The sequence below is a fragment of the Streptomyces sp. NPDC031225 genome, assembly GCF_055570355.1.
In genome coordinates this window covers 96863-121690 of the sequence record NZ_JBVIHJ010000033.1, presented here as the reverse complement: position 1 = coordinate 121690, position 24828 = coordinate 96863, and the positions used below count along the sequence as shown (strand labels likewise).

Below are 24828 nucleotides of genomic sequence, written 5' to 3'. Positions count from 1 at the left end.
GGGGTGTCCGTCCTCGGTCCGGCGGCTCGGTTTCTTGTGCAGTGCTCGGTTCCGGACGCCGGCCGCTGCGGGCGGACACCCCCCACCCCGCCCCCTTCACGCCGTCGGCGGCTGCGGGCACATCGTGGTGCGGGTGACTGCAACTCCCCGTTCTTTTAGCGGCGCGGGGAACTGCGCGACCGGCCCCCACCGGGCCGCAGCCGGCCTGTGAGTGGTGGTCGCTGGTCTCGTTGTGGTGGCGGGGGCGCCAACTCCCCAGGGGCGCGGGGAACTGCGCGACCAGCCCCCACCGGGCCGCAGCCGCTCGACGACGCCTCTCGGTCAGGCCTTAGCATTGCGGGGTCGAACGATCTAGGGGGACATGGGCATGACGGACGCATCGCAGTCGGGCGGGGAGGCCGGGGCCGGTCGGGACCCGTGGGCGCCGCCGGAGAGTGGACCCTCGCTGGAGAAGAGCCAGTCACCCGGCGACGGTCAGCCGCCCTCCGTGCACGACCAGGTCACCGTGACGTCCGTGCCGAGCGACGGCTACGGCTTCCCGCCTCCCGGCGCCGACGGCTCCGGCTACCCCGCCCCGGAACAGGGTGTGCCCGGCTCCGTGCCGCCTCCGCCCATAGCGCCCGGTGGTCCCGCCGGATACGGCTACCCCGGCTACCCGCAGGGGTACGGCGGCTGGCCCACTCCTCCGGTGCCCCCGCAGAACGGCATGGGTGTCGCGGCGATGGTGCTGGGCATCCTGTCCTGCGCCCTGTTCTGCATGTACGGCGTTCTCTCGCTGATCCTCGGTGTCCTCGCCATCATCTTCGGCGTCAAGGGACGCAAGCGGGCCGAGCGGGGTGAGGCCACCAACCACGGGCAGGCGCAGGCCGGTTTCATCATGGGCATCATCGGGACGATCCTCGGCGTCGCCGTCATCGTGCTCATGGCCGTCGTCATCACGACCGCCATCAACTCCGATGACGAGCCCGACTACTACGACGGCTCGTTGCCTGTTTTCACGGTTGCGCAGCAGTTCTGATCAGGCGGCTCTGAGGCGCTCCCGCGCCGCCATCAGCGCGAAGCCCAGCAGGTTCGGGCCCCGCCATCGCTCGGGATCGCCCGCCGCCTCGTCGTTCGCGGCGAGGCCGATGCCCCACACCCGGTCGACCGGGCTGGCCTCCACCAGCACCCGGTCGCCGGTGTTCAGCAGGAACTGCCGCAGATCGGCGTGTGCCGTGAACTTGTGGACGCTGCCCTCCACGACGATTCCGACGCGCTCGCGCCGCCAGGTCGGCTCGTCGAAGCCCCTGACCAGACGGCCCATGTTCTTGGCCTGAGCCGGAGATCCGGCTGCCAGGATTCGGCGCTCGGCGTCCTGATCTTCGAAAAGCCGCGCCTTGCCCGCCATCATCCAGTGCTCGGCGGTCGCATAGGCCACTCCGTCGACCACGAACGGTGACGGCCACCACTGGCTCAGACAGCTCGCGCCGACACGGCCGTCCGGTCGCGGGCGGTGCCCCCAGAAGTGCAGATACTTGATCTTCGCGCCTGCCCGGATCTGCTTGACCAGGGCTTCCTGTGAATCGATCGTCCCCGTGATCTTCCCCATGCACGCGAGTCTGGCAGGTACCACTGACACTCCGTCTTTCCTTTTCGCGGACGACTCGACATCTGGTCGACAGATTCCGTCGCGTAACCGAAAGGCAACAACGGAATCCCTTGTAGGAGTGCCATTGCTCTGTCAGGATCGGCACTCAAATCGAGCTGGAGCTACGCCACCCGCCCTCGGGATCGAGGGGTGACGGCGGAGGAGAGCGACATGCACATCCCGGGCAGTTCCACCCCGGACCGGTTCGCGGCCCATGAGCGGTTCGCCGACGGTGCGCAGTTCATCGGAGGGCGCCTCACCAAGGGGACCTCCGGACGCACGCACGCTGTCGTGGACCCCGCGAGCGGTGAGGAGGTCTTCACGTATGAGCTGGCGGGCGTCGAGGACGTGGACGCCGCCGTCGCCGCGGCCCGTGCGGCCTTCCCGGGCTGGGCGGCCCTCACTCCCGGTGAGCGGTCCGACGCCCTGCACCGGTTCGCCGCCGTGCTCGCCGACAGCGCCGAGGACTTCGCCCGGGCCGAGTCGCTGCAGTGCGGGAAGCCGCTGAAGCTGACCCGGGAGTTCGATGTTCCGGGGACTATCGACAACACTTCTTTCTTTGCCGGCGCCGCCCGGCATCTTCAGGGGCAGTCCGCCGGTGAGTACTCCGGGGATCACACGTCGTATGTGCGGCGTGAGCCCATCGGTGTCGTCGGGTCCATCGCGCCCTGGAACTATCCGCTTCAGATGGCCGCCTGGAAGATCCTTCCGGCGATCGCCGCGGGCAACACGATCGTTCTCAAGCCTGCTGAGATCACCCCGCTCACCTCACTTCTCTTCGCCCAGGCCGCCACCCGCGCGGGCATTCCCGACGGTGTCATCAACATCGTCAACGGAACGGGGAAGGAGGCCGGTGAGCACCTCGTCGGGCATCCCGACGTGGCCATGACCTCCTTCACCGGGTCGACCGCGGTGGGCAAGCGGGTCGCCGAGATCGCCCTCGCCACCGTCAAGCGGCTGCACCTGGAGCTCGGCGGCAAGGCTCCCTTCGTCGTCTTCGACGACGCCGATCTGGAAGCCGCCGTGAACGGGGCCGTCGCGGGCGCCCTCATCAACACCGGGCAGGACTGCACGGCGGCCACGCGCGCGTACGTTCAGCGGCCCCTGTACGAGGCGTTCGTGGAGCGCACCGCCGCCCTCATGGAGACCGTACGGCTCGGCGACCCGTTCGCCGCCGGTACCGATCTCGGGCCGCTCATCTCCCACGTCCAGCGGGACCGGGTCGCCGGGTTCGTCGACCGTGCGCGTGCCTACGCGCGCGTGGTGACCGGCGGCGAGGTGCCCGAGGGGGAGCTGGCCAAGGGGGCGTACTACCGGCCCACACTCGTCGCCGACGCCGCCCAGGACAGCGAGATCGTCCAGGCGGAGATCTTCGGCCCGGTCCTCGTTGTGCTGCCGTTCGACAGTGACGACGACGGCATCCGGCTCGCCAACGACACCCCGTACGGGCTCGCCGCCTCCGCCTGGAGCCGGGACGTGTACCGGGCCAACCGGGCCACGCGTGAGATCAAAGCCGGGTGCGTGTGGGTCAACGACCACATCCCGATCATCAGCGAGATGCCCCACGGCGGGTACAAGGCGTCCGGCTTCGGCAAGGACATGTCCTCGTACTCGTTCGAGGAGTACACGCAGATCAAGCACGTCATGTTCGATAACACTGCGGTGGCCGCGAAGGACTGGCACCGCACGATCTTCGGGGACCGATAGCCGTTTCCAGGCCGCCCGACCCGCGGCCGCCCACTTTCCCGAAAGGGCACCAGCGCATGGAGCAGTACGAGCCCGACCGCCTGTCACCGGCCCAAGTGGCCGCCATGCGGCGCAGTCTCCGAGGCGGCCGGGCCGCCATGACCCGGCGGTCCCTGATGCGTGCCTCCGCGGGCGGCGCGCTCGCGGTCGGCGGCCTCGGGGCGTTGAGCGGCTGCGGCATCCCCGCGGCCGGCGACACCAAGGGCGGCGTCTCCGCGGACGACCACTCGGCCAAGGAGAAGACCGTCAACTTCTCCAACTGGACCGAGTACATCGACGTGGACGAGAGCGAGAAGCACCACCCCACGCTCGACCAGTTCAAGAAGCAGACCGGCATCTCGGTCAAGTACACCGAGGACATCAACGACAACGTCGAGTTCTTCGGGAAGATCAAGCCGCAGTTGGCCGCTGGTCAGGACACCGGGCGCGACATCATCGTCCTCACGGACTGGCTTGCCGCCCGGCTCATCCGGCTGGGATGGGTTCAGAAACTCGACGCCTCCAACCTCCCGCACGCGTACGCCAACCTGTCCGCGCAGTTCCGGGACCCGGACTGGGACCCGGGGCGGGCGTACTCGTATGTGTGGCAGGGCATCTCGACCGTCATCGCCTACAACAAGAAGGCCCTGGACGGCGTGGAGGTGAAGTCGGTCTCCGACCTGCTCGACAACCCCAAGCTCAAGGGCCGCGTCGGCTTCCTGTCGGAGATGCGCGACAGCATCGGCATGACCCTGCTCGACATGGGCAAGGACCCCGCGAACTTCACCGCCGACGACTACGACGCGGCGATCGCACGGCTCCAGAAGGCCGTCGACAAGGGGCAGATCCGGCGCTTCACCGGCAACGACTACACCTCCGACCTGACCAGCGGCGACTTCGCGGCCTGTATCGCCTGGGCCGGTGACGTCGTACAGCTGAAGGCGGACAGCCCGGACATCGACTTCATCATTCCGGAGAGCGGATACATGACGTCGACCGACAACATGCTGATCCCCAACAAGGCGCGCCACAAGACGAACGCCGAACGGCTCATCGACTTCTACTACGAGCCGAAGCCGGCCGCCGAACTCGCCGCGTACATCAACTACGTGACTCCCGTCGACGGTGTGAAGCCCGAGCTGGAGAAGCTCGACCCGGATGCGGCGAACAACCCGCTGATCATCCCCGACAAGGCCATGGCCGCGAAGTCCCACCCCTTCCGCTCACTGAGCTCGAAGGAAGAGACGGCCTTTGAAGAGAAGTTCGCAAAGCTGACTGGGGCGTGATCACCGTGACGAACAAGACCACAGACAACAGCGGCGACGTCCGCCTCGCAGGGATCAGCAAGACGTACGACAACGGCTTCACCGCCGTGCAGCCGCTCGACCTGACCGTCCCGCAGGGCTCCTTCTTCGCCCTACTCGGCGCCTCCGGCTGCGGCAAGACCACCACCCTGCGCATGATCGCCGGTCTGGAGGAGCCCACCACGGGCACCGTGCACCTCGGCGACCAGGAGGTCACCCGGCTGCCTCCCTACAAGCGTCCGGTGAACACCGTCTTCCAGTCCTACGCGCTCTTCCCGCACCTCGACATCTTCGAGAACGTGGCCTTCGGTCTGCGGCGCCGTGGCATCAAGTCGGTCAAGAAGCAGGTCGAGGACATGCTGGAGCTCGTGCAGCTGGGGGAGCAGGCGCGGAAGAAGCCGCATCAGCTGTCCGGCGGCCAGCAGCAGCGGGTCGCCGTGGCGCGGGCACTGATCAACACCCCCAAGGTGCTTCTGCTGGACGAGCCGCTCGGCGCCCTCGACCTCAAGCTGCGCCGCCAGATGCAGCTGGAGCTCAAGCGCATCCAGACCGAGGTCGGCATCACCTTCGTGCATGTCACGCACGACCAGGAGGAGGCCATGACCATGGCCGACACGGTCGCCGTGATGAACGCGGGCCGCGTCGAGCAGCTCGGCTCGCCCACCGACCTGTACGAGAACCCGAACACCACCTTCGTCGCCAACTTCCTCGGCACCTCCAACCTCATCGAGGCCGAGGTCGACTCCAGGAGCGGCGGCGAGATCGTGCTGAAGGCGGGCGGCGGGAAGCTGGTCCTTCCCGAGGCGCGGTACTCCGGGCCGACCACGACCGGCGGCAAGGTGCTGGTCGGCGTCCGTCCCGAGAAGATCTCCCTCACGCATGCGGACGAGGCCGGTGAGATTCCCGCGGGGCGCAACCGGATCACCGGGAGGATCGCCGATTCGAGCTTCATCGGTGTGTCCACGCAGTACGTCATCGACAGCCCCGTCTGTCCCGAGTTCGAGGTCTACGCCCAGAACATCGACCGCGACGACCGGCTCGTGCCCGGCGCCGAGGTCGTCCTGCACTGGAACCCGGCCCACACCTTCGGTCTGGACGCGGACCAGGACATCGACGCGGGCATCCAGGAAGAGGCGACGGTCTGATGGCGACGCTCACCGAGGCGCCCCCGCCGCTCTCCCCGACGGCGCCCACGAAGAAGCCCCCGCGCAGGAGGGGCCGCTTCACGCCCTACTGGCTGCTGCTCCCCGGCATCCTCTGGCTGGTCGTCTTCTTCGCGCTGCCGATGATCTACCAGGCCTCCACGTCCGTGCAGACGGGCTCCCTGGAGGAGGGCTACAAGGTCACCTGGCACTTCGCGACCTACTGGGACGCGCTGTCGCAGTACTGGCCGCAGTTCCTGCGCTCGATCCTCTACGCCGGTGCCGCGACGATCCTGTGCCTGGTGCTGGGGTATCCGCTGGCGTACCTGATCGCCTTCCGCGCGGGACGCTGGCGGAACCTGATCATGATCCTGGTGATCGCGCCGTTCTTCACCAGCTTCCTGATCCGCACCCTCGCCTGGAAGACGATCCTCGCGGACAGCGGCCCGGTGGTGAGCACGCTCAACACGCTGCACGTCCTGGACGTCACCAACTGGCTGGGCTGGACGGCCGGCGACCGTGTGCTCGCCACGCCGCTCGCGGTGGTGTGCGGTCTGACGTACAACTTCCTGCCGTTCATGATCCTGCCGCTCTACACCTCGCTGGAGCGCATCGACGGCCGGCTGCACGAGGCGGCGGGCGACCTGTACGCCAGGCCGGTCACCGTCTTCCGCAAGGTCACCTTCCCGCTGTCGATGCCGGGTGTGGTCTCCGGGACGCTGCTGACCTTCATCCCGGCGGCCGGTGACTACGTCAACGCCGACCTGCTCGGCTCCACGGACACACGCATGGTCGGAAACGTCATCCAGACGCAGTTCCTGCGGATTCTCGACTATCCGACGGCGGCCGCGCTGTCCTTCATCCTGATGGCCGCGATCCTTTTCATGGTCACGCTCTACATCCGCAAGTCCGGGACGGAGGACCTGGTTTAAATGGCCTTCGTGAACTGGCTCAAGAGCAAATTCGTCGTCGTCGCGGGACTGCTGACGCTCGGATATCTCCTGCTGCCGAACGTCGTCGTCACGGTGTTCTCCTTCAACAAACCGAAGGGCCGCTTCAACTACCAGTGGCAGCAGTTCTCCACGGACGCCTGGAAGGACCCGTGCGGGGTGGCCGACATGTGCGGCTCCCTCTCCATCAGTCTCCAGATCGCGTTCTGGGCGACGATCGGCGCGACCGTACTCGGCACGATGATCGCCTTCGCGCTGGTCCGCTACCGCTTCCGGGCGCGCGGTTCCGTGAACTCGCTGATCTTCCTGCCGATGGCGATGCCCGAGGTCGTCATGGCTGCCTCGCTGCTCACCCTGTTCCTCAACATGGGCGCCCAGCTGGGCTTCTGGACGATCCTCATCGCCCACATCATGTTCTGCCTCAGCTTCGTCGTGACGGCGGTCAAGGCGCGCGTGATGTCGATGGACCCGCGACTGGAGCAGGCCGCCCAGGATCTCTACGCGGGCCCGTTCCAGACCTTCATCCGGGTCACCCTGCCGATCGCCGCCCCCGGAATCGCCGCGGGCGCGCTGCTCGCCTTCGCGCTCTCCTTCGACGATTTCATCATCACCAACTTCAACGCGGGTTCGACCGTCACCTTCCCCATGTTCGTCTGGGGTTCGGCACAGCGCGGCACACCCGTCCAGATCAACGTCATCGGTACGGCCATGTTCCTGGTCGCCGTACTTCTGGTCCTGTCCTCGATGGTCATCAGCAACCGCCGCAACAGGCAAAAGGCGTAAGCCCTTTTCAGGAACCCCTGTTTTCGAGAACCCCCTGTAGGGAGTTGACATCATGGCCCCAAGCGCCATGAGCCGTTGGACAAAGGCCCTTTCCGAAGCCCAGCCGGTTCCGTACTGGCTGGACGATCCCGGCAAGCCCCCTCCCGAGCCCGCCCTGACCGGCGCCGACACCTGCGACCTGCTGGTCGTCGGCGGTGGCTACAGCGGACTGTGGACCGCGCTCAACGCGAAAGAGCGCGACCCGCAGCGGGACGTGGTCCTGCTGGAAGGCCGCGAGGTGGGCTGGGCCGCCTCCGGCCGCAACGGCGGCTTCTGCGCCGCCTCGCTCACTCATGGCCTGGCCAACGGGCTGACCCGCTGGCCGGACGAGATCCACAAGTTGGAGGAGCTGGGCGCCCGCAACCTCGACGAGATCGAGAAGGCGGTCGCCCGGCACGACCTCGACTGCGAGTTCGAGCGCACCGGCGAGCTCGACGTGGCGACGGAGCCGTACCAGGCCAGGGAACTCCGCGACTGGTACGCGGAACTCCAGGAGAAGGGCCTCGGCGAGGGCGTCGACTTCCTGGACGCCGACGCGGTGCGGCAACAGGTCGACTCACCGACCTTCCAGGCCGGACTGTGGGACCGCCGGGGCGTGGCCATGCTCAACCCGGCCAAGCTCGTCTGGGGCCTGAAGCGGGCATGCCTGCGGCTCGGCGTCCGGATTTACGAGAACACCCCCGCCCTGGACCTGAAGTCGTACGGCGCCGGCATGGCCGTACGCACTCCGTACGGTTCGGTCCGGGCCCGGAAGGTCGCGCTCGGCACCAACATCTTCCCGAACCTGGTCAAGCGGGTGCGGGCGTACACCGTGCCGGTCTACGACTACGCGCTGATGACCGAACCGCTGACCGGTGAGCAGCTCAGCGCGCTCGGCTGGAAGAACCGGCAGGGGCTCGGGGACTCGGCGAACCAGTTCCACTACTTCCGGCTCTCCGCCGACAACCGGATCCTGTGGGGCGGCTACGACGCCGTCTACCCCTACGGCGGCCGGGTGCGCGCCGAGTACGACGACCGGCCGGAGACGTACGCGAAGCTCGCCGGGCACTTCTTCACCTGCTTCCCGCAGCTGGAGGGGGTGCGCTTCACGCACGCGTGGGGCGGCGCGATCGACACCTGTTCGCGGTTCTCCGCGTTCTACGGCACTGCCCACCGCGGCAGGGTGGCGTACGCGGCCGGCTACACGGGCCTCGGTGTCGGGGCGACCCGCTTCGGCGCGGACGTGATGCTGGACCTGCTGGCCGGGGAGACCACCGAGCGGACCTCGCTGGAGATGGTCCGCAAGAAGCCGCTGCCCTTCCCGCCGGAACCCTTCGCCTGGACCGGCATCGCCCTCACCAAGTGGTCGCTGGCCCGCGCCGACTCGCACGCCGGTCAGCGCAACCTGTGGCTGCGGACCATGGACAAGCTCGGTCTGGGATTCGACAGCTGAACGATCGTATGTGATCCGATTCACCCCAACGGGTGGTCAGAACCCGCGTAATGCTGCCAGGGGACCTCCCTCTCCCTCGTGACGCGACCAGCGTCGACGAGAGAAAGGGAGGTCCCCTCATGACTGGGGCGAAGACGGCGGTCGAGTGGCTGGCATCCGTCGCACCGGATCCCGAGGCCTGCCGCTGGGAGTGGGAACGCAACCCCCTCGGGGTCGCACTGCTGCCGGCGGGCAAGGCCTGGGACGTACTGATCCTGCCGGGTGATCTCGGTTATCCGACGCTCGATGTCCTGACCCGCATCCTCGACCAGCTCGGTCCGGTGCTCGTCGACTTCGGCGACGCGCGGATGGGCTTCTTCGTGCCGCCGGGCACCGCGGCCCGCTGGATCGGCACCGGCATCCGCACGGCCGGCGCCGGTACCTGGATCGTCGTGCCGTACCCGGGCCGGGTGGCCGGGGGAGGGGTGCGCTGGCTGGTCCCGCCGGACGGGTCCGGGATTCTCACCGACCCGGCGCTCCTCGAACTGGCGATGCACGAGGCGGCGGCGGGTCTGGCGACGGAGGGTGACGGCTGACCGACGTTCCACCGAGCTGTCGTCGGCCGTCCGTGCGGCCGACGCGGGCCGGAGAGTCCTGTGCACAGTGGGAGTGCGGCGCTGCGGGCGTCCCCCGCCGGTAGCGGCCACGCCCAGTGTGCCCAGGAGTTCAGCGGCGGCTGTGCCGTGCCAGGAACAGCCGGAACAGGAGCAGCAGGTCCGCGCTGAGGCACCAGCCGCCCACCACGTCCAGCGGCCAGTGCCAGCCGTGGCGGACCAGACCGTAGGAGACGCCGAGGACGACAAGGACGTAGCCGAGGACGAGCGTGCGGCGGATCCGGGCGGACCGCAGCCAGGGCAGCACGAGCAGGGTGGCGGCGCCGTACGCGACGGCGGCCGTGGTGGTGTGGCCCGACGGGAAGTAGCCGGTCGCGGGCGGTACCACCGGGGTGCCCGGGCGGTCGGTGAGTTCCTTGAGGGGAACGACCAGGGCCGGGACCAGTGCCATCAGGACGGCCGCCGCGGTGGGCGGCAGCCACCACCGGTCCATGCCGCTGCGCCGGGCGCGCCAGGCGGAGAAGAGGATCGCCAGCACCAGGACCGGGATCGCGACCGTGGCGTTGCCCAGGTCGGAGAGCGCGGCCGAGGGGCGGTCCGGGTGGATCAGCGCCTGGCTGACCCGCTCGTCGACACGCAGAAGCGGCCCGTCCTCGACGACCTGCCAGGTGATCAGGGCGAAGAGGAGGGCCGGAATTCCGAGAAGGAGGGTGAAGAAGGCCGGCCGCCCCGGAACAGGGGGGGTGGTTCCGGGGCGGCCGATCAGATCGGGTCGTCGGCCGCCCCGGGGGGTTTGGGGCGGGCGACTGTCCGATCGGTGAGGAGATCCGGAGCTGGAGGCTCCAGTTGTGTGCGCGAGGGCACGACCAGGTCGAAGCTGGGGAGGCCCCGGCCTGATGTCGCCCACGGTTCCCTGTGGGCGGGGTGTATCTCTCATCTGGTTAGAACCTACGGCAGAGGGATGGGGTACGACAGGCAGAATCCCATCCTCACAAGCACCTCGCACACCTTCTTCACACGCTCTGCCGCTCGCCGTCGCAGCCCCGGAATCCCGAGGGATGCCACGCCTGTGACATCAGATGCGGGCGAAGGCCTGCTCAAGGATGTCGAGGCCCTCGTTCAGGAGGTCCTCGCCGATGACGAGCGGGGGCAGGAAGCGCAGGACGTTGCCGTAGGTGCCACAGGTCAGGACCAGCAGACCCTCCTGGTGGCAGGCCTTGGCGAGCGCGGCGGTCGCCTCCGCGTTGGGCTCCTTGGTCGTACGGTCCTTCACGAGCTCGATGGCGATCATGGCGCCGCGGCCCCGGACGTCGCCGATGACGTCGAACTTCTCGGCCATCGCGGTGAGGCGGGCCTTCATCGTGGCCTCGATCGCCTTCGCCCTCGCGTTGAGGTCGAGCTCCTTCATCGTCTCGATCGAGCCGAGCGCCCCCGCGCAGGCGACCGGGTTGCCGCCGTAGGTGCCGCCCAGGCCGCCCGCGTGGGCGGCGTCCATGATCTCGGCGCGCCCGGTGACCGCGGCGAGCGGGAGGCCGCCCGCGATGCCCTTGGCCGTGGTGATCAGGTCGGGAACGATGCCCTCGTCCTCGCAGGCGAACCACTGGCCGGTGCGGCAGAACCCGGACTGGATCTCGTCGGCGACGAAGACGATCCCGTTGGCCCTCGCGAACTCGCTGATCGCGGGCAGGAAACCCTTGGCCGGCTCGATGAAGCCGCCCTCGCCGAGGACCGGCTCGATGATGATCGCGGCGACGTTCTCCGCGCCGACCTGCTTGGAGATCTGGTCGATCGCCTGGGCGGCGGCCTCGGGACCGGCGTTCTCGGGGCCGGTGGGCCAGCGGTAGCCGTACGCCACCGGCACACGGTAGACCTCGGGGGCGAACGGCCCGAAGCCGTGCTTGTACGGCATGTTCTTCGCCGTCAGCGCCATCGTGAGGTTGGTGCGGCCGTGGTACCCGTGGTCGAACACCACCACGGCCTGCCGCTTCGTGTACGCCCGCGCGATCTTGACGGCGTTCTCGACGGCCTCGGCACCGCTGTTGAACAGCGCCGACTTCTTGGCGTGGTCACCCGGGGTGAGCTCCGCGAGAGCCTCGGCGACCTCCACGTAACCCTCGTAGGGGGTGACCATGAAACAGGTGTGGGTGAAGTCGGCCAGCTGGGCGCTCGCCCTGCGTACGACGGCCTCGGCGGAGGCGCCGACGCTGGTCACGGCGATGCCGGAACCGAAGTCGATGAGCCGGTTCCCGTCGACGTCCTCGATGATCCCGCCGCCCGCGCGCGCCGTGAACACGGGCAGCACGGACCCCACACCCTGCGCGACCGCGGCGACGCGGCGGGCCTGAAGCTCCTGGGACTTGGGCCCGGGGATGGCGGTGACGATGCGGCGCTCCTGCGGAAGTGCGGTCATGAGGGGCTCCTGGGGTGGTGCGGGCGTTGACTTCGCGGACTCTGTCCAGTCTTTTCTCGCAGGCTAGGACCGAGGAGGAGGGGTGGGCATGCTCCATGTGGGCGTTGTCGGGGAAGTGGCTTGTCCGCGGTGGACATAGCCGGTTTCCGGAGCGGTGTGACGCATCGGCCCCGCAAACCGTGAACTCCCTTTGCGGGCGCGTTAGATTGGCCGCTGACGGTGGACGGAACGGCTGGTCAGGGAGCAGGGGCGATGGACAGCGACGGGACGCAGGACGCGCGGGGTACGCATGCGAATCCTGTGCCACGGGCACGCTCCGCCATGCCGCCCAGGCCCACGGAGGCGCCCTTGGTGCCCCCGCAACCGGGCGGATCGGCGTTCCTGACGTGGCTGCGGACGCCGCGGCCGGAGGCGGCCCCCGGCATCTGGCGCTTCGGGCACCGGCCCCGGCCGGCCGAGGAGCCCGAGGAGACCCCGAACAGGCAGCTGCTGAGCGGCGCCCTGATCGCCTTCCTGGTCGGCTGGCTCGTGTGGTCGCTCCTGCAGAACGGCTATCTGGGTGCCTGGTGGGCGCTGCCGTTCAAACTGCTGGTCCCTGATTCCTGGCGCTACACCAGCAGCGAGATCGGCAACCTCGTCCTGTACAAGGGGTACGAACTGCTGATCGCCCTGGTCATCATGGTGACCGTCGGCAAACTGGGCCGCTGGGGCGAGGTCTGGCGGCGCTTCGTGGTGCCCCTGGTGAAGCGCCCCGCGCCCCGGGAGGCGCCCGTGCCGACGGATGAGGAAGACCCCGCCCACTGGAACCAGCTCCGCGCCGCCGGTGCCGTGGACGCTGCCGAGCGGCTGGCTGCCGAGGCGCGCGCCGGGTTGATGCGCGACGTCGACCACGCGCGGATCGTCCGCGCCTGGCAAGGAGTGCGCAGCGGCCGGTTCAGCCTCGGCACGTTCACCGGTGCCGTGCTCCAGGACGGGGCCGCCGCCTGTCTGCATCCCTCCGGGGAGCGGGACCTGCCCGCCCGGCTCGCCCGGCACGATCTGGTGACCGGGCAGGTGCGGCTGGGGACGACGGCCGACGACGCCCGTAATCCGTACGCCTATCGCGGTACCGGCCTGGGGCTCGCGCCCGAGCTGCTCGGCACCTCGCTGCTCGCCGTCGGTCCGGCCGGTTCCGGGAAGACCGGGACCGTCATCAGGCCGCTCGCCGAGTCGTTGTGTCTGCACGCCCTCGCCGGACGGGCCGCCGTCGTGGTGGTCGGTGCGGCGGGCGCCGGGCTCGGACCGGCCGACTCCTACGACGTCGTCGTACAGATCGGGAACCCGGACTCGGTGTACGACCTCGACCTGTACGGCGGGACGACCGACCCGGACGAGGCAGCGGCCGTGCTCGCGGAAGCGCTGGTCGGGGATCTTGCCGAGCCCCACCAGGGGGGCGACACCCGGCGCTCCACCACCGTGCTCGCCCAGCTCCTCGGCCCGTTCCGCGCGGTCCACGGCCGCTTCCCCTCCGTGCCGGAGCTGCGCGGGCTGCTCGACGGCGCCCCCGGGCCGCTGGCCGCGCTGCGCAAGGGCCTTGAGGACTCCGGACAGGAGTCGCTGCTGCGTGAACTCGACGCGCGGGAGCGGCAGATGGGGCACGCGGGGGACGTGGCGGGCATCCTCGCGGACCGGATCGCGCTGCTCGACCGGCCCGCGTTCGCCGCGTTCTTCCAGAGCGCCGACCTCGACCCGGAGGGGCGGTCGCGGCCGTTCTCGCTCAAGGCCCTGGACCATCCCGTCCGGGTCCGCATCGACCTGCCCCAGCGCGGGCACGCCGACGCCTCGCGGATCCTGGCACGGCTGGTGCTCGCGCAGTTCACGGCCAGCGTCGCGGTGCGGGACGACCGGTCGCTGTTCGCCTGCCTGGTCGTCGACGACGCCACGGGGGTCGTGACACCGGAAGCCGTGCGGGGCGTGCAGCGGCTGCGGTCCGGCAACGCCGGCGTCGTGCTGACGCTGCGGACGCTGGACGACGTACCCAGGCCGCTGCGCGGGCCGCTGCTCGGGGCCGTCGGATGCCGGATGGCGCTGGCCGGGCTCACTCCCTGGGACGGGCAGGACTTCGCCGAGGTGTGGGGCAAGGAGTGGATCGAGGCGCGGGACGTCACCGACCGGCAGATCATCGCGGAGACTCCGGCCGGCAAGGTGCTGCACGCGGTGCGCCGGGTCATCACCGGCAAGGCGCCGACCGCGCGGGCGGTGACCGTACGGCAGGTCGAGCGGGAGCGGTGGTCCGCGTCCGAGCTGGCACACGGGGTGCCGCCGGGGCACGCCGTGCTCTCCCTGACGAGTGTGACGGGCGAGCACGCGCCGCCGCTGCTGGTGGATCTGCGGGGATGACGCGAGCTGAGGACCGTACGGTGAGGCAGAATCGGCACAGGCCGTTCATACGCGGCGGCCAAATGATCACGCCTCGCGGAACACCTCTCGGAACGCCCTTCCGAACACCTCTCTGAAGGTACCGGCCTCATGCCCCCCACCCTCGCCTCGCTCGTCCACCACTCCGCGCTCAAGCTGACCGTACGCGCGGGCGAGGACCGGCTGGACGTGCCCGTCCGCTGGGCGCACGTCAGCGAGCTCGCCGATCCCGTCCCCTACATGGAGGGCGGGGAGCTGCTGCTGATCACCGCGCTGAAGCTGGACGCGGAGGACCCCGAGGCGATGCGGCGGTATGTGAAGCGGCTGGCCGGGGCGGGTGTGGTGGGGCTCGGGTTCGCCGTCGGCGTCAACTACGAGGACATCCCGGCGGCCCTGGTCGACGCGGCCCGCGACGAAGGGCTGCCGCTGCTCGAAGTGCCGCGCCGCACACCCTTCCTCGCCATCAGCAAGGCCGTGTCCGCGGCGATCGCCGCCGACCAGTACCGGTCCGTCACCGCGGGCTTCGCCGCCCAGCGCGAACTCACCAAGCAGGCCCTGACCGACGGGCCGGAGGGTCTGCTCGCCGCGCTCGCGGCCCAGGTGGACGGCTGGGCGGCGCTCTACGACGCCTCCGGCGCCGTCGTCGCAGCCGCACCGGAGTGGGCCGGGCGCCGGGCCGCGCGGATCGTCGCCGACGTGGAACGCCTGCGGGAGCGGCCCGCTCCCGCCTCCGCCGTGGTCGGCGGCGACGACGGCGCGGACGACGACGACCGGGTGGAACTGCACTCCCTGGGCACCGGGCGGCGCCCGCGGGCCGCCCTGGCGGTGGGGACGGCCGCGGCGCTCGGTACCGCCCAGCGGTACGCGGTGCACTCGGCGATCGCGCTGCTGACCCTCACGACCGAGCGGTCCCGCGCCCTGCACGCGGCCGAGCAGCGGATCGGGGCTGCGGTGCTGCGGATGCTGCTCGCGGGGGAGCCGGAGCACGCGCGCACCGTCGCGGGCGATCTCTACGGCGGCCTCCTGGACGCGCCCTTCCGGGTGCTCGTGGCGGAGACCGTCGCCGTGTCGTCGGTGCGGATTCCCGGCGAGGCTCCTGCCCGGGTGCCGTCCGCCGCGGCGTTCACCGCCGCCTCCGGGACCGGTGGCGATCCGCTCGGGGCGCTCACCGACATCGTCGAGTCCGCGGCGGCCCGGTCCGGCGAGGCCGTGCTCGTGGTCCCCGAGGGGGAGCGGCTGGTGGTGCTGGCCGCGGACGGCGGAGCCGCGGTCGAGGCGTGCGGGGAGTACGCGGAGGCGCTGGAGGCGGCGCGGACCGGCGAGCGTACGAGCAGCGGCAGCGAGGACGAACCGGTCGTCGGGGTCTCGGCCCCGGTCGGACCGATCGCCGCGGCCGCCGCCTACAAGCAGGCCGAACAGGCCCTGTCGGTCGCCCGGCGGCGGGGCCGGCTGTACGTCGAACACGAACAGCTGGCCTCCGGATCCGTCCTGCCGCTGCTCGCCGACGACGCGGTGAAGGCGTTCGCCGGCGGACTGCTGCGCCCGCTGCACGAGCACGACGCGACCGGCCGGGGTGACCTGGTGGACTCCCTGCGGGCCTGGCTCTCCCGGCACGGACAGTGGGACGCGGCGGCCGCCGATCTGGGGGTGCACCGGCACACCCTGCGGTACCGGATGCGCAGGGTCGAGGAGATCCTGGGGCGCTCGCTGGACGATCCCGACGTACGCATGGAGCTGTGGCTGGCGCTGAAGGCGACGTCGGCGGACTAGGGCCTGCCGGGGATCTCCACAGCGCACGCCGAGTGCCACACGACGGTCGGCGTGCCAAACCGGTGCACTGGTCCTCCCCACTGCTACACCCCGGACAAATTCGATCGCGTCCTCCCGGCCCTACCGTGGGGGCATGACTTCCACCCACGCCTTCTGGCTCGCCGGCCGCCGGGTCACCGGCGAGGACACCTTCGACGTCACCTCTCCCTGGGACGGCCGGCTGGTCGGCAGGGTCGCCGTGCCGGACGACAAGCAGATCGAGGAGGCCGTGGCCGCCGCGTACGCCGTACGGGACGAGTTCGCCGCGACCCCCGCCCATGTCCGCGCCGCCGCCCTCGACCACGTCAGCCGCAGGCTCGTCGAGCGCACCGAGGAGATCGCCCAGCTGATCTCCGCCGAGAACGGCAAGCCGGTCAAGTGGGCCCGAGGGGAAGTCGGGCGGGCGGTGTCCGTGTTCCGGTTCGCGGCGGAGGAGGCCCGGCGGTTCAACGGCGGCGAGGCCCAGCGGCTCGACACCGACCTCGGCGGTCAGGGTCGCCTCGCGCTGACCCGGCGCTTCCCGAAGGGCGTCGTCCTCGGTATCGCGCCCTTCAACTTCCCGCTCAACCTGTGCGCCCACAAGATCGCCCCGGCGATCGCGGCCGGCGCGCCGATCATCCTGAAGCCCGCCCCGGCCACCCCGCTGTCCGGCCTCGTCATCGGCGAACTGCTGGCGGAGACCGAGCTGCCCGCCGGTTCCTGGAGCATCCTCCCCGTCCCGAACGACCGCATGGCCGACCTCGTCCAGGACGAGCGCCTGCCCGTGATCTCCTTCACCGGTTCCGAGAAGGTCGGCTACGCGATCATGGACTCGGTGCCGCGCAAGCACTGCACGCTGGAGCTGGGCGGCAACGGTGCCGCGGTCGTGCTCGGCGACTACGCCTCCGACGCCGACCTCGACTGGGCCGCGACCCGTATCGCGACCTTCTCCAACTACCAGGGCGGCCAGTCCTGCATCTCCGTGCAGCGGGTCATCGCCGACGCGTCGGTGTACGACCGGCTGCTCCCGCGGATCGTCGCCGCCGTCGAGGCCCAGGGCACGGGCGACCCCGGCGACGACGCGACCGACGTCGGCCCGCTGGTCAGCGAGGACGCGGCCAAGCGCGTCGAGGCGTGGGTGAAGGAAGCCGTGGAGGCGGGCGCGAGCCTGCTGACGGGCGGTGACCGCGACGGCGCCACCTACGCGCCGACCGTCCTCACCGACGTCCCGGCCGACACGACGATCTCCTGCGAGGAGGTCTTCGGACCGGTCCTGACCGTGCAGAAGGTGAACGGTGAGGACGAGGCGTTCGCCGCCGTCAACTCCTCCAAGTACGGCCTCCAGGCAGGTGTGTTCACCCGCGACCTGCAGGCCGCCTTCCGCGCCCACCGGGCCCTCGAGGTCGGCGGTGTCGTCATCGGCGACGTGCCCTCCTACCGTGCCGACCAGATGCCGTACGGCGGCGCCAAGCAGTCCGGGGTGGGCCGCGAGGGCGTGAAGTTCGCGATGGACGACTACACCTACGAGCGGGTGCTGGTGCTCACGGGGCTCGCGCTCTGAGGATCCGCGCATCCCGCGGCGGACTCCACTAGCTAATGGGAACCATTTTCAAGTAGAGTCGGCGCAGCGACGCTGACCCGCCGCCCCGAAGGGGCCCGGCACCGATGCCTTCCGGTGCCGGGCCCCTTCTTGTCGTCGGCCGCTCCGGACCCTCAGCCGGAGAAGCCGACGTGCGCGAGCCGCAGCGGGCCGCGCAGTCCGATGTGCACGTCGTGCACTCCCTCGGCGACCATCCCGGCGTCGAGGGTGGTGTAGTCGTACGGTCCGGAGCCGGATTCCGTCACCTCCAGGACGGCGAGCACCGCGCCCCCGTCCAGTGACAGCTCGACCGTGCCCTCGCCGGAGACCAGGGCCGTCACCTCGGTGACCCCGTCGCCGAAGTCGCAGTCCCTGTAGACCAGTTCACCGGTACGGCCCTCGACCACGGTCACCGCGTCGCCCGCCGTCTTCGTCCGGTCGACGATCTCGACCCCGCTCTGCTCGTCGAAGTCCGCGCCCGCGAGGCCCCGTTGGAGCACGGGACGCGGCGCGCCGGGCTCGCCGTCGAGCAGCACCGTCGTACGCAGCCGGATGTCCTCGCTGGAGGCGCCGGCCAGGAGTTCGTACGGGCCCGGGTCCAGACGCCACCGGCTCTGTGTCACGTCCCAGAACTCGAAGGCGCTCAGGGGGACTTCGAAGGACAGTTCCTCGCGGGCGCCCGGTGCGAGGGTCACACGCCGGTGGGCCACCAGTTCGCGGCGCGGGCGGGGGAGTGCCGGGTCGACCGCGCGGGTGTAGAGCTGGGCGACCTCGTCGGCGGTGACGTCACCGGTGTTCGTGATCGCGAACGAGACGTGTGCTGTCCCGCCGTCGATCCGCACGCCGAGGTCGCCGTATGAGAAGGACGCGTACGACAGGCCGTGCCCGAACGGGAAGAGCGGGGTGCCCTCGAAGTAGAGGTAGGTCTGACGGCTGCCGACGATGTCGTAGTCGAGCAGGCCGGGCAGGTCGGCGTCGTTCTCGTACCAGGTCTGCGGCAGGCGGCCGGCGGGGGAGACGTCGCCGGCCAGGACGCGGGCCAGGGCGGCGCCGGCCGCCTGGCCGCCGTGCGCTGTCCAGAGCGTTGCGGAGAGGCCCGCGGTGTCGACCGCGTACGGGTAGGCCGAGACCAGTGCCAGGACCGTGCGGGGGTTCGCGGCGCGGGCCGCCCGCAGCAGGCGCTCCTGGTGGGCGGGGAGGCGCAGGGAGGCGCGGTCCTCGGTCTCGCGGCCGTTGATGTGCGGATCGTTCCCCGCGACGACCAGGACGACGTCCGCCTCGGATGTGATGCGGGTCACTGCGTCTTCGCCGCGTTCAGCGATGATCAGCTCAAAGGTTTCCGCGTTCGCGTCGGTCCCGTCGTTTTCGTCGGCAACCTTTACTCCGTCCGCGCCGACAGTGACGTGGCGGCCCGTGCCGATGTGCCTGAGGAGGTGACCGCTGCCGTGCTGTTCCAGGCGGAAGGTCTCCTGGACGACCCAGCCTCCGGGCTGGTCGGCGGAGGCGCGGAGGTAACCGTCCTCGGCGACGGAGAGATAGCGGCCGTCCGGGGCGCGGAGCGTGAGAACGCCCTCGTCCCAGTCGACCAGCGCGAACTCGGTGCCGGTCGCGTCCGTCGTCAGCGGGGGCAGGTCGGTGCGGCCCGCGAGCAGCGCCGGGTCCAGGGCGCCCTCGGCGCCGCGCACCTCGTCCTCGCTGTCCTCGGAGACCGGGACGTGCAGAAACGTCCCGGCGGAGGTCTTCAGCCGGACCCGGTCCACACCCTCCGCGAACTCCACACGCTCGGCGCCGAACCGCTCGTACAGCCCCTCCAGCGGGGTGGAGCGGTGGATGAGCGTGCCGCTGTACCAGTCGAGCTTGCACTCGTCGGCGAGCAGACCGACCACGGCGATCCGGGCGTCGGGGGCGAGCGGCAGCACACCGTCGTTCCTGAGCAGGACGATCGCCTGCTCGGCGGCCTCCTGGGCGAGCGCGCGGTGCTCCGGGGTGTCGAAGTCCTTGTCGTCGGCGTGCGGGTCGTGCTGCGGGTCGAACTCGCCGAGCCGGAAACGGACCGAGAGCTGCCGGCGAACCGCGGTGTCGATGTCGGCCTCGGTCAACAGGCCATGGTCCAGGGCCCCTTGGAGACGGGCGACGATCTGCGAGCTGTCCGTGCCGTGGTCGGTGAAGCTGTCGACGCCGGCCTTGAGCGAGGCCGCGGTGGCCTCCTCGTGGGTGTCGAAGTAGTGCTCGTGGTCGACCAGGTTGGAGGGCGCGCCCGCGTCCGAGCAGACCAGCAGCTCCTCGTCCGTCCACGCCCGCAGCTGCTCGCGCAGATACGGCGAGACGTGGTTGGGGCGGCCGTTGACCAGGTTGTACGCCGGCATCACCCCTGCCACCGCGCCCGCCTCGACCGTCTCGCGGAAGGCGCGCAGGTCGTACTCGTGCAGCACGCGCGGACGCACCGAACTCGACGCGGTGGCCCGGTCCGTCTCGTTGTTGTGGGCCAGCCAGTGCTTGAGGACCGGGGCGGTGCGCCAGTACGTCGGGTGGTCGCCGCGCAGCCCGCGGGTGTAGGCGGTGGCGATGGCGGAGGTGAGCTTCGGGTCCTCCGAGTAGCCCTCCTCGTTACGGCCCCACAGCGGGTGCCGGAGCAGATTGACCGTCGGCGCCCAGACGTTGAGGCCGACGCGGTCGTCGCGGGCCCGCATCGCCCGGACCTCCTTGGACACCGCCTCGCCGACCCGTCGTACGAGCTCGGTGTTCCAGGTCGCGCCGAGACCGACCGCCTGCGGGAAGACCGTCGCCGGACCCATCCACGCGACGCCGTGCAGCGCCTCCTGGCCGGTGCGGAACTCGGCGATGCCGAGCCGCTCGACGGCCGGGGTGAACTGGTGCAGGAAGCCGATCTTCTCGTCGGGGGTCAGCCGCGACAGCAGATCGTCGATGCGCTTCGCGAACGGCATGTGCGGATCGCGGAACGGTGGCGTGTGCGGCGGGTGTGCGGTCACGTGGGGATCCCCTTGTGATGGATCGGTTCGATGCTTTCGAAGCGCTTCGATGCTCATTCGGCACCGGGGTGGGTGTCAAGAGATCAACACCGCCACTTCAAGCGGTGCATAAGAAAAGGTCACCCGTTGCACCTCCGAGGAATCTTGCATCCGACCCTTGTGCACCCCTGGGTGTTCACTTAACCTCACAGCAACATCGAAGCGCTTCGACTACGAACCGCCGTTACACGGGTCGAAGGACAACTTCAGCTCAGCCAGTTCCACTCAAGACACCGCAGCCGACGGCTCCACCGCCGGGTGTCCTGGTGCGCCATGAAGGGTTGACGCAATGACGCCGAACGCCGCCGCCCCCTCCTCCGGTCCTTCCGGGCCGAGCCGGAGAAGCTTCCTCGCCTCGACGGCGGTCGCCACCGCCGCCGTGGCGGGCGGGATGCCGCTGCTTGCCGCCTGTGGCGGCTCGGGCAGCGACTCGCGCCAGGGGACCACGTCGGGCAAGGCCGCGGACAAGCTGCTCCCGACCTTCGTCGCCAGCACGGTCGCGAACCCGGACCTGCCGTCCAAGAACGGCTCGGCCGCCGGCTACATCGGCAAGGTCGACCTCGCGGCCCTCAAGTCCTCGGTCCCCAAGAAGCTCGGCACCGGCGCCTCCTTCAAGATCATGTCCCCGTTCTGGGGCTCCCCGCCGAAGGCCGGCTGCGCCTACTACACGGCGCTCGACGCCGCCGCGGGCACCAAGATCACCTGGCAGAACCAGGACGGCAACACCTACGGCGAGAAGCTCGGCGCCGTCCTCGCCTCCAGCTCCATACCCGACATGGTCGTCGTGCCCAGCTGGGAACTGGTCGGCAAGATCTCCAACGCCGTCACCGCGAAGTTCATGGACCTCGGTCCGTACCTGGCGGGCGACAAGGTCAAGAAGTACCCGAACCTGGCCGCGATCCCCTCCGACGCCTGGCGCATGGGCATCTTCGGCGGTGCGCTGCGCGGAATCCCGATGCCGGGTGCCACCGCGTCCTCCATCGTGCCCTTCTACCGCAAGGACATCTTCGACAAGAAGGGCTACACGGTCCCCAAGTCGCCCGACGAGTTCCTCAGTTGGGCCAAGGAGGCCACCAGCGCCAAGGCCAAGGTGTGGGCCTGTGGTGACCTGAACTGGACCGCGTGGAACATCTTCGGTGTTCGCGGCTCCGGGCCGATCGGCTGGAACATCGGCGACGACGGCAAGCTGACGTACCGCGTCGAGCAGCCCGAGTACCTCGAAGCCCTGGAGTGGACCCGCAAGCTGTTCGACGCGGGCGTGGTCCACCCCGACGACAAGGCGCGCACCGGCGACGCGGGCAACCGTTTCACCGCCGGCCAGATCCTCGTCTTCAACAACGACATGTCCTCCTGGTACGGGAAGACCGCCGAACAGGCCGCGTCCAACCCGGACTTCGACATCGAGGGCATGGACATCTTCGGCGCCGACGGCGGCGACCCGAAGCTGTGGGCGGCCCAGCCGGCCGGCATCTGGTCGATGATCCGCAAGGGCGCCTCGAAGGAGACGGTCGAGAACGCGCTGGCCGCCGCCGACTTCTCGGCAGCGCCCTACGGCACCAAGGAGCGGATGCTCGTCGACTACGGCGTCGAGGGCACCCACTACACGGTCAAGAACGGTGTCCCGGTCAAGAACGACCTGGGCAACTCCGAGGTGGTCAACGCCTGGGTGATGCTGGCAGCGCCGGCCGCCTACTTCGCCCACCCCGATTTCCCGGACGTCGCCCGCAAGCAGGTCGAGTGGCAGCAGCGGATGGGCGCCTTCATGAAGAAGACGTCCACGTTCGGCATGAACATCGTCGAGCCGACCCGCTGGGCCAACCTCTCCAGCCAGTTCGAGCAGCTGGAGATTGACTACGTGCGCGGCAACCGCAAGCTGTCGGACGTCCAGGCCGCCATCTCCACGTGGAAGTCCTCCGGCGGCGACAAGCTGCGCGACTGGTACAAGGAGCTCATCGACAAGAACGGCAGCGGCAACTGATGTCTCTCACGGCCGGGAGCAGGCCCGACGGGACTCGTCCTCCCGCGGCCGTCGAGGAACCGACGGTCGCGGTCGCCACCGCGGTGGCGGCTTCGGCGAAGGAGCGGGCGCCGCGCAGAGCGGGCAAGGCGAGCAAGGCGGGCAGGGTTCCCTTCAAGGTCCGGCTGCGCCGCGACCGCACGCTCATCCTGATGACGCTGCCCGTCATGCTCCTGCTCCTGCTCTTCAACTACGTTCCGCTGCTCGGCAACGTCGTCGCCTTCCAGGACTACGACCCCTACGTCTCCAGCAACGGCATCACCGCGATCTTCCACAGCCCCTGGGTCGGGGTGGAGCAGTTCTCGCGGATGATCGACGACCCGCTGTTCTGGAGCGCCGCCAAGAACACCATCGTGCTGTTCGTGCTCCAGCTGGTGCTGTTCTTCCCGATCCCCATCGCCCTCGCGCTGCTCATCAACAGCGTGATCCGGCCCCGGGTGCGGGCCGTGGCACAGGCGATCATGTATCTGCCGCACTTTTTCTCGTGGGTCCTCGTCGTCACCGTGTTCCAGCAGATCTTCGGCGGTGCGGGCATCATCGCCCAGACCCTGGAGGACCACGGGCGGAGCGGCTTCGACCTGATGACCAACGCGGGCCTGTTCAAGTTCCTGGTCACCGCGCAGGCCGTCTGGAAGGACTCCGGCTGGGGGATCATCGTCTTCCTCGCCGCGCTGGCCGCCGTCAGCACCGACCTGTACGAGGCCGCCGCCATGGACGGCGCGGGACGCTGGCGCCGCATGTGGCACGTCACGCTGCCCGCGCTGCGCCCGGTGATCGCGCTGCTGCTGGTCCTCAGGGTCGGTGACGCGCTGAGCGTCGGCTTCGAGCAGTTCCTGCTCCAGCGGTCCGCCGTCGGGGCCGGGGCCAGCGAGGTCCTGGACACCTACGTGTGGAACATGGGCATCCAGAACGGCGACTTCAGCTATGCGGCCGCGGTCGGCCTGGTCAAGGGAGTCATCGGAGTGTGTCTCGTCCTGGGCGCGAACAAGTTCGCGCACCTGCTCGGTGAGCAGGGGGTGTACCAGAAGTGAGCCTCAATACGCAGCTCATCCGCAGTCTCCAGGCTCCCGCCCGGCCCGCGTGGGAGGAGGAGCCCAACAAGGCCGGCATCACCGCGAAGAGCGGCCTGCTCCTCCTGTGCTGCCTCGGCGTGCTCGGTCCGCTGTGGATCGTCATCGTCACCAGCCTCTCCCCGAAGCCGGTGATCGACCGGGTCGGCGGGCTCGTCGTGATCCCGCAGGGCATCACCTTCGTCAACTACACGGAACTGCTCAGCGGCGGACAGGTCAGCCGGGCGATCATGGTCTCGGTCGGGATCACGCTCTTCGGCACGCTGTTCTCCATGACCGTGTCCGTGCTCGCCGCCTACGGGCTGTCGCGGCCGGGGAGTCTGGGCCACCGGTTCTTCCTGGTGACCATGATGGCGACGATGTTCTTCGGGGCCGGGCTCATTCCGACGTATCTGCTGGTGCAGTCGCTGGGGCTCACCGACACCTATCTGTCGCTGATCCTGCCGAGTGCCGTCAGCGTCTTCAACATCCTGGTGCTGCGGGCCTTCTTCATGGGGATCTCACCCGAACTCACCGAGTCCGCGCGCATCGACGGGGCCGGCGACATGCGGATCCTGCTGACCATCATCATGCCGCTGTCCCGGGCCGTGCTGGCGGTCATCTCCCTGTTCTACGCGGTGGGTTACTGGAGTGCCTGGTTCAACGCGTCGATCTATCTCAGCGACCAGTCGATGATGCCGCTCCAGAACGTGCTCATCCAGCTGGTGCAGAAGAACACGGAAGCGCCCACGGGGTTGGCGCAGGCGGTTCGTACGGGGCAGTTGTCGTCGCTGGGGCTGCAGATGGCCGTCATGGTGCTGGCGTTGATTCCTGTCGCGGTGGCTTCTCCGTTCGTCCAGCGACATTTCAAGAAGGGCATGTTGACCGGAGCGGTGAAGGGCTGACCGTTCGCCATCCCGGAGGGGTGGTGCTGACGGATGGCGGCCGCGGGTTGTCGGTGGCT

The 24828-nt window shown here is 69.7% G+C and carries 18 protein-coding genes; 14 read left to right on the top strand and 4 right to left on the bottom strand.

Annotation, left to right across the window (positions count from 1 at the left end; translation table 11 throughout):
- The first annotated feature begins 367 nt into the window (after nucleotides 1-367).
- Nucleotides 368-1018 carry a DUF4190 domain-containing protein gene (locus tag ACZ48Z_RS39975; protein WP_468740831.1) on the top strand — a complete coding sequence of 217 codons (651 nt, stop codon included), beginning with the start codon at nucleotides 368-370 and terminating at the stop codon, nucleotides 1016-1018.
- On the opposite strand, the gene ACZ48Z_RS39970 is transcribed toward ACZ48Z_RS39975, so the two are convergent.
- Complete coding sequence (locus ACZ48Z_RS39970) at nucleotides 1019-1588, bottom strand: NADAR family protein (protein ID WP_468740830.1); 570 nt, start codon at nucleotides 1586-1588, stop codon at nucleotides 1019-1021.
- A 210-nt stretch (nucleotides 1589-1798) separates the two neighbouring features.
- On the opposite strand from ACZ48Z_RS39970, the gene ACZ48Z_RS39965 reads away from it, so the two are divergent.
- The 7 genes from ACZ48Z_RS39965 to ACZ48Z_RS39935 all read left to right on the top strand — a co-directional run bounded on the left by ACZ48Z_RS39965 (nucleotide 1799) and on the right by ACZ48Z_RS39935 (nucleotide 9577).
- Nucleotides 1799-3334 (top strand): gamma-aminobutyraldehyde dehydrogenase, encoded by a 1536-nt coding sequence (locus ACZ48Z_RS39965; RefSeq protein WP_468740829.1) that lies wholly within the window; start codon nucleotides 1799-1801, stop codon nucleotides 3332-3334.
- A 56-nt stretch (nucleotides 3335-3390) separates the two neighbouring features.
- On the top strand, nucleotides 3391-4638 hold the full coding sequence (locus ACZ48Z_RS39960; protein WP_468740828.1) for an ABC transporter substrate-binding protein: 1248 nt from the start codon (nucleotides 3391-3393) through the stop codon (nucleotides 4636-4638).
- The gene (locus ACZ48Z_RS39955; protein ID WP_468740827.1) at nucleotides 4635-5801 is read left to right on the top strand and encodes an ABC transporter ATP-binding protein; all 1167 of its coding nucleotides are present in this window, start codon (nucleotides 4635-4637) and stop codon (nucleotides 5799-5801) included. The genes ACZ48Z_RS39960 and ACZ48Z_RS39955 overlap by 4 nt, the downstream gene beginning before the upstream one ends.
- A complete protein-coding gene (locus ACZ48Z_RS39950; RefSeq protein ID WP_468740826.1) occupies nucleotides 5801-6730 on the top strand; it encodes an ABC transporter permease in 930 nt (309 codons plus the stop codon). Before ACZ48Z_RS39955 ends, ACZ48Z_RS39950 begins: the two co-directional genes overlap by 1 nt.
- Nucleotides 6731-7531 carry an ABC transporter permease gene (locus ACZ48Z_RS39945; RefSeq protein ID WP_468740825.1) on the top strand — a complete coding sequence of 267 codons (801 nt, stop codon included), beginning with the start codon at nucleotides 6731-6733 and terminating at the stop codon, nucleotides 7529-7531.
- Between the two features lie 52 nt (nucleotides 7532-7583).
- Complete coding sequence (locus tag ACZ48Z_RS39940) at nucleotides 7584-9002, top strand: NAD(P)/FAD-dependent oxidoreductase (protein ID WP_468740824.1); 1419 nt, start codon at nucleotides 7584-7586, stop codon at nucleotides 9000-9002.
- A gap of 119 nt (nucleotides 9003-9121) precedes the next feature.
- Nucleotides 9122-9577 carry a hypothetical protein gene (locus ACZ48Z_RS39935; protein ID WP_468740823.1) on the top strand — a complete coding sequence of 152 codons (456 nt, stop codon included), beginning with the start codon at nucleotides 9122-9124 and terminating at the stop codon, nucleotides 9575-9577.
- Between the two features lie 130 nt (nucleotides 9578-9707).
- Here the strand turns inward: ACZ48Z_RS39935 and ACZ48Z_RS39930 are convergent, their stop codons facing one another.
- Both ACZ48Z_RS39930 and gabT read right to left on the bottom strand, forming a co-directional pair.
- Nucleotides 9708-10502 carry a phosphatase PAP2 family protein gene (locus tag ACZ48Z_RS39930; RefSeq protein WP_468740822.1) on the bottom strand — a complete coding sequence of 265 codons (795 nt, stop codon included), beginning with the start codon at nucleotides 10500-10502 and terminating at the stop codon, nucleotides 9708-9710.
- Between the two features lie 168 nt (nucleotides 10503-10670).
- Nucleotides 10671-12005 (bottom strand): 4-aminobutyrate--2-oxoglutarate transaminase, encoded by a 1335-nt coding sequence (gene gabT, locus ACZ48Z_RS39925; RefSeq protein ID WP_468740821.1) that lies wholly within the window; start codon nucleotides 12003-12005, stop codon nucleotides 10671-10673.
- Nucleotides 12006-12257: 252 nt separating this feature from the next.
- On the opposite strand from gabT, the gene ACZ48Z_RS39920 reads away from it, so the two are divergent.
- From ACZ48Z_RS39920 to ACZ48Z_RS39910, 3 genes are all read left to right on the top strand, one after another.
- Nucleotides 12258-14384 (top strand): ATP-binding protein, encoded by a 2127-nt coding sequence (locus ACZ48Z_RS39920; protein ID WP_468740820.1) that lies wholly within the window; start codon nucleotides 12258-12260, stop codon nucleotides 14382-14384.
- A 129-nt stretch (nucleotides 14385-14513) separates the two neighbouring features.
- On the top strand, nucleotides 14514-16172 hold the full coding sequence (locus ACZ48Z_RS39915) for a PucR family transcriptional regulator (RefSeq protein ID WP_468740819.1): 1659 nt from the start codon (nucleotides 14514-14516) through the stop codon (nucleotides 16170-16172).
- A 133-nt stretch (nucleotides 16173-16305) separates the two neighbouring features.
- The gene (locus ACZ48Z_RS39910; protein WP_468740818.1) at nucleotides 16306-17751 is read left to right on the top strand and encodes an aldehyde dehydrogenase family protein; all 1446 of its coding nucleotides are present in this window, start codon (nucleotides 16306-16308) and stop codon (nucleotides 17749-17751) included.
- Nucleotides 17752-17903: 152 nt separating this feature from the next.
- On the opposite strand, the gene ACZ48Z_RS39905 is transcribed toward ACZ48Z_RS39910, so the two are convergent.
- On the bottom strand, nucleotides 17904-20759 hold the full coding sequence (locus ACZ48Z_RS39905) for a glycoside hydrolase family 3 C-terminal domain-containing protein (protein ID WP_468740817.1): 2856 nt from the start codon (nucleotides 20757-20759) through the stop codon (nucleotides 17904-17906).
- 328 nt (nucleotides 20760-21087) lie between these two features.
- On the opposite strand from ACZ48Z_RS39905, the gene ACZ48Z_RS39900 reads away from it, so the two are divergent.
- Genes ACZ48Z_RS39900 through ACZ48Z_RS39890 form a run of 3 tightly spaced genes read left to right on the top strand, consistent with a single transcriptional unit; the run spans nucleotide 21088 to nucleotide 24769 of the window.
- Nucleotides 21088-22776: an extracellular solute-binding protein gene (locus ACZ48Z_RS39900; protein ID WP_468740816.1), complete on the top strand. Its 1689-nt coding sequence runs from the start codon at nucleotides 21088-21090 to the stop codon at nucleotides 22774-22776.
- A complete protein-coding gene (locus ACZ48Z_RS39895) occupies nucleotides 22776-23846 on the top strand; it encodes an ABC transporter permease (RefSeq protein WP_468740815.1) in 1071 nt (356 codons plus the stop codon). Before ACZ48Z_RS39900 ends, ACZ48Z_RS39895 begins: the two co-directional genes overlap by 1 nt.
- The gene (locus ACZ48Z_RS39890; protein WP_468740814.1) at nucleotides 23843-24769 is read left to right on the top strand and encodes a carbohydrate ABC transporter permease; all 927 of its coding nucleotides are present in this window, start codon (nucleotides 23843-23845) and stop codon (nucleotides 24767-24769) included. Before ACZ48Z_RS39895 ends, ACZ48Z_RS39890 begins: the two co-directional genes overlap by 4 nt.
- Nucleotides 24770-24828 lie beyond the last annotated feature (59 nt).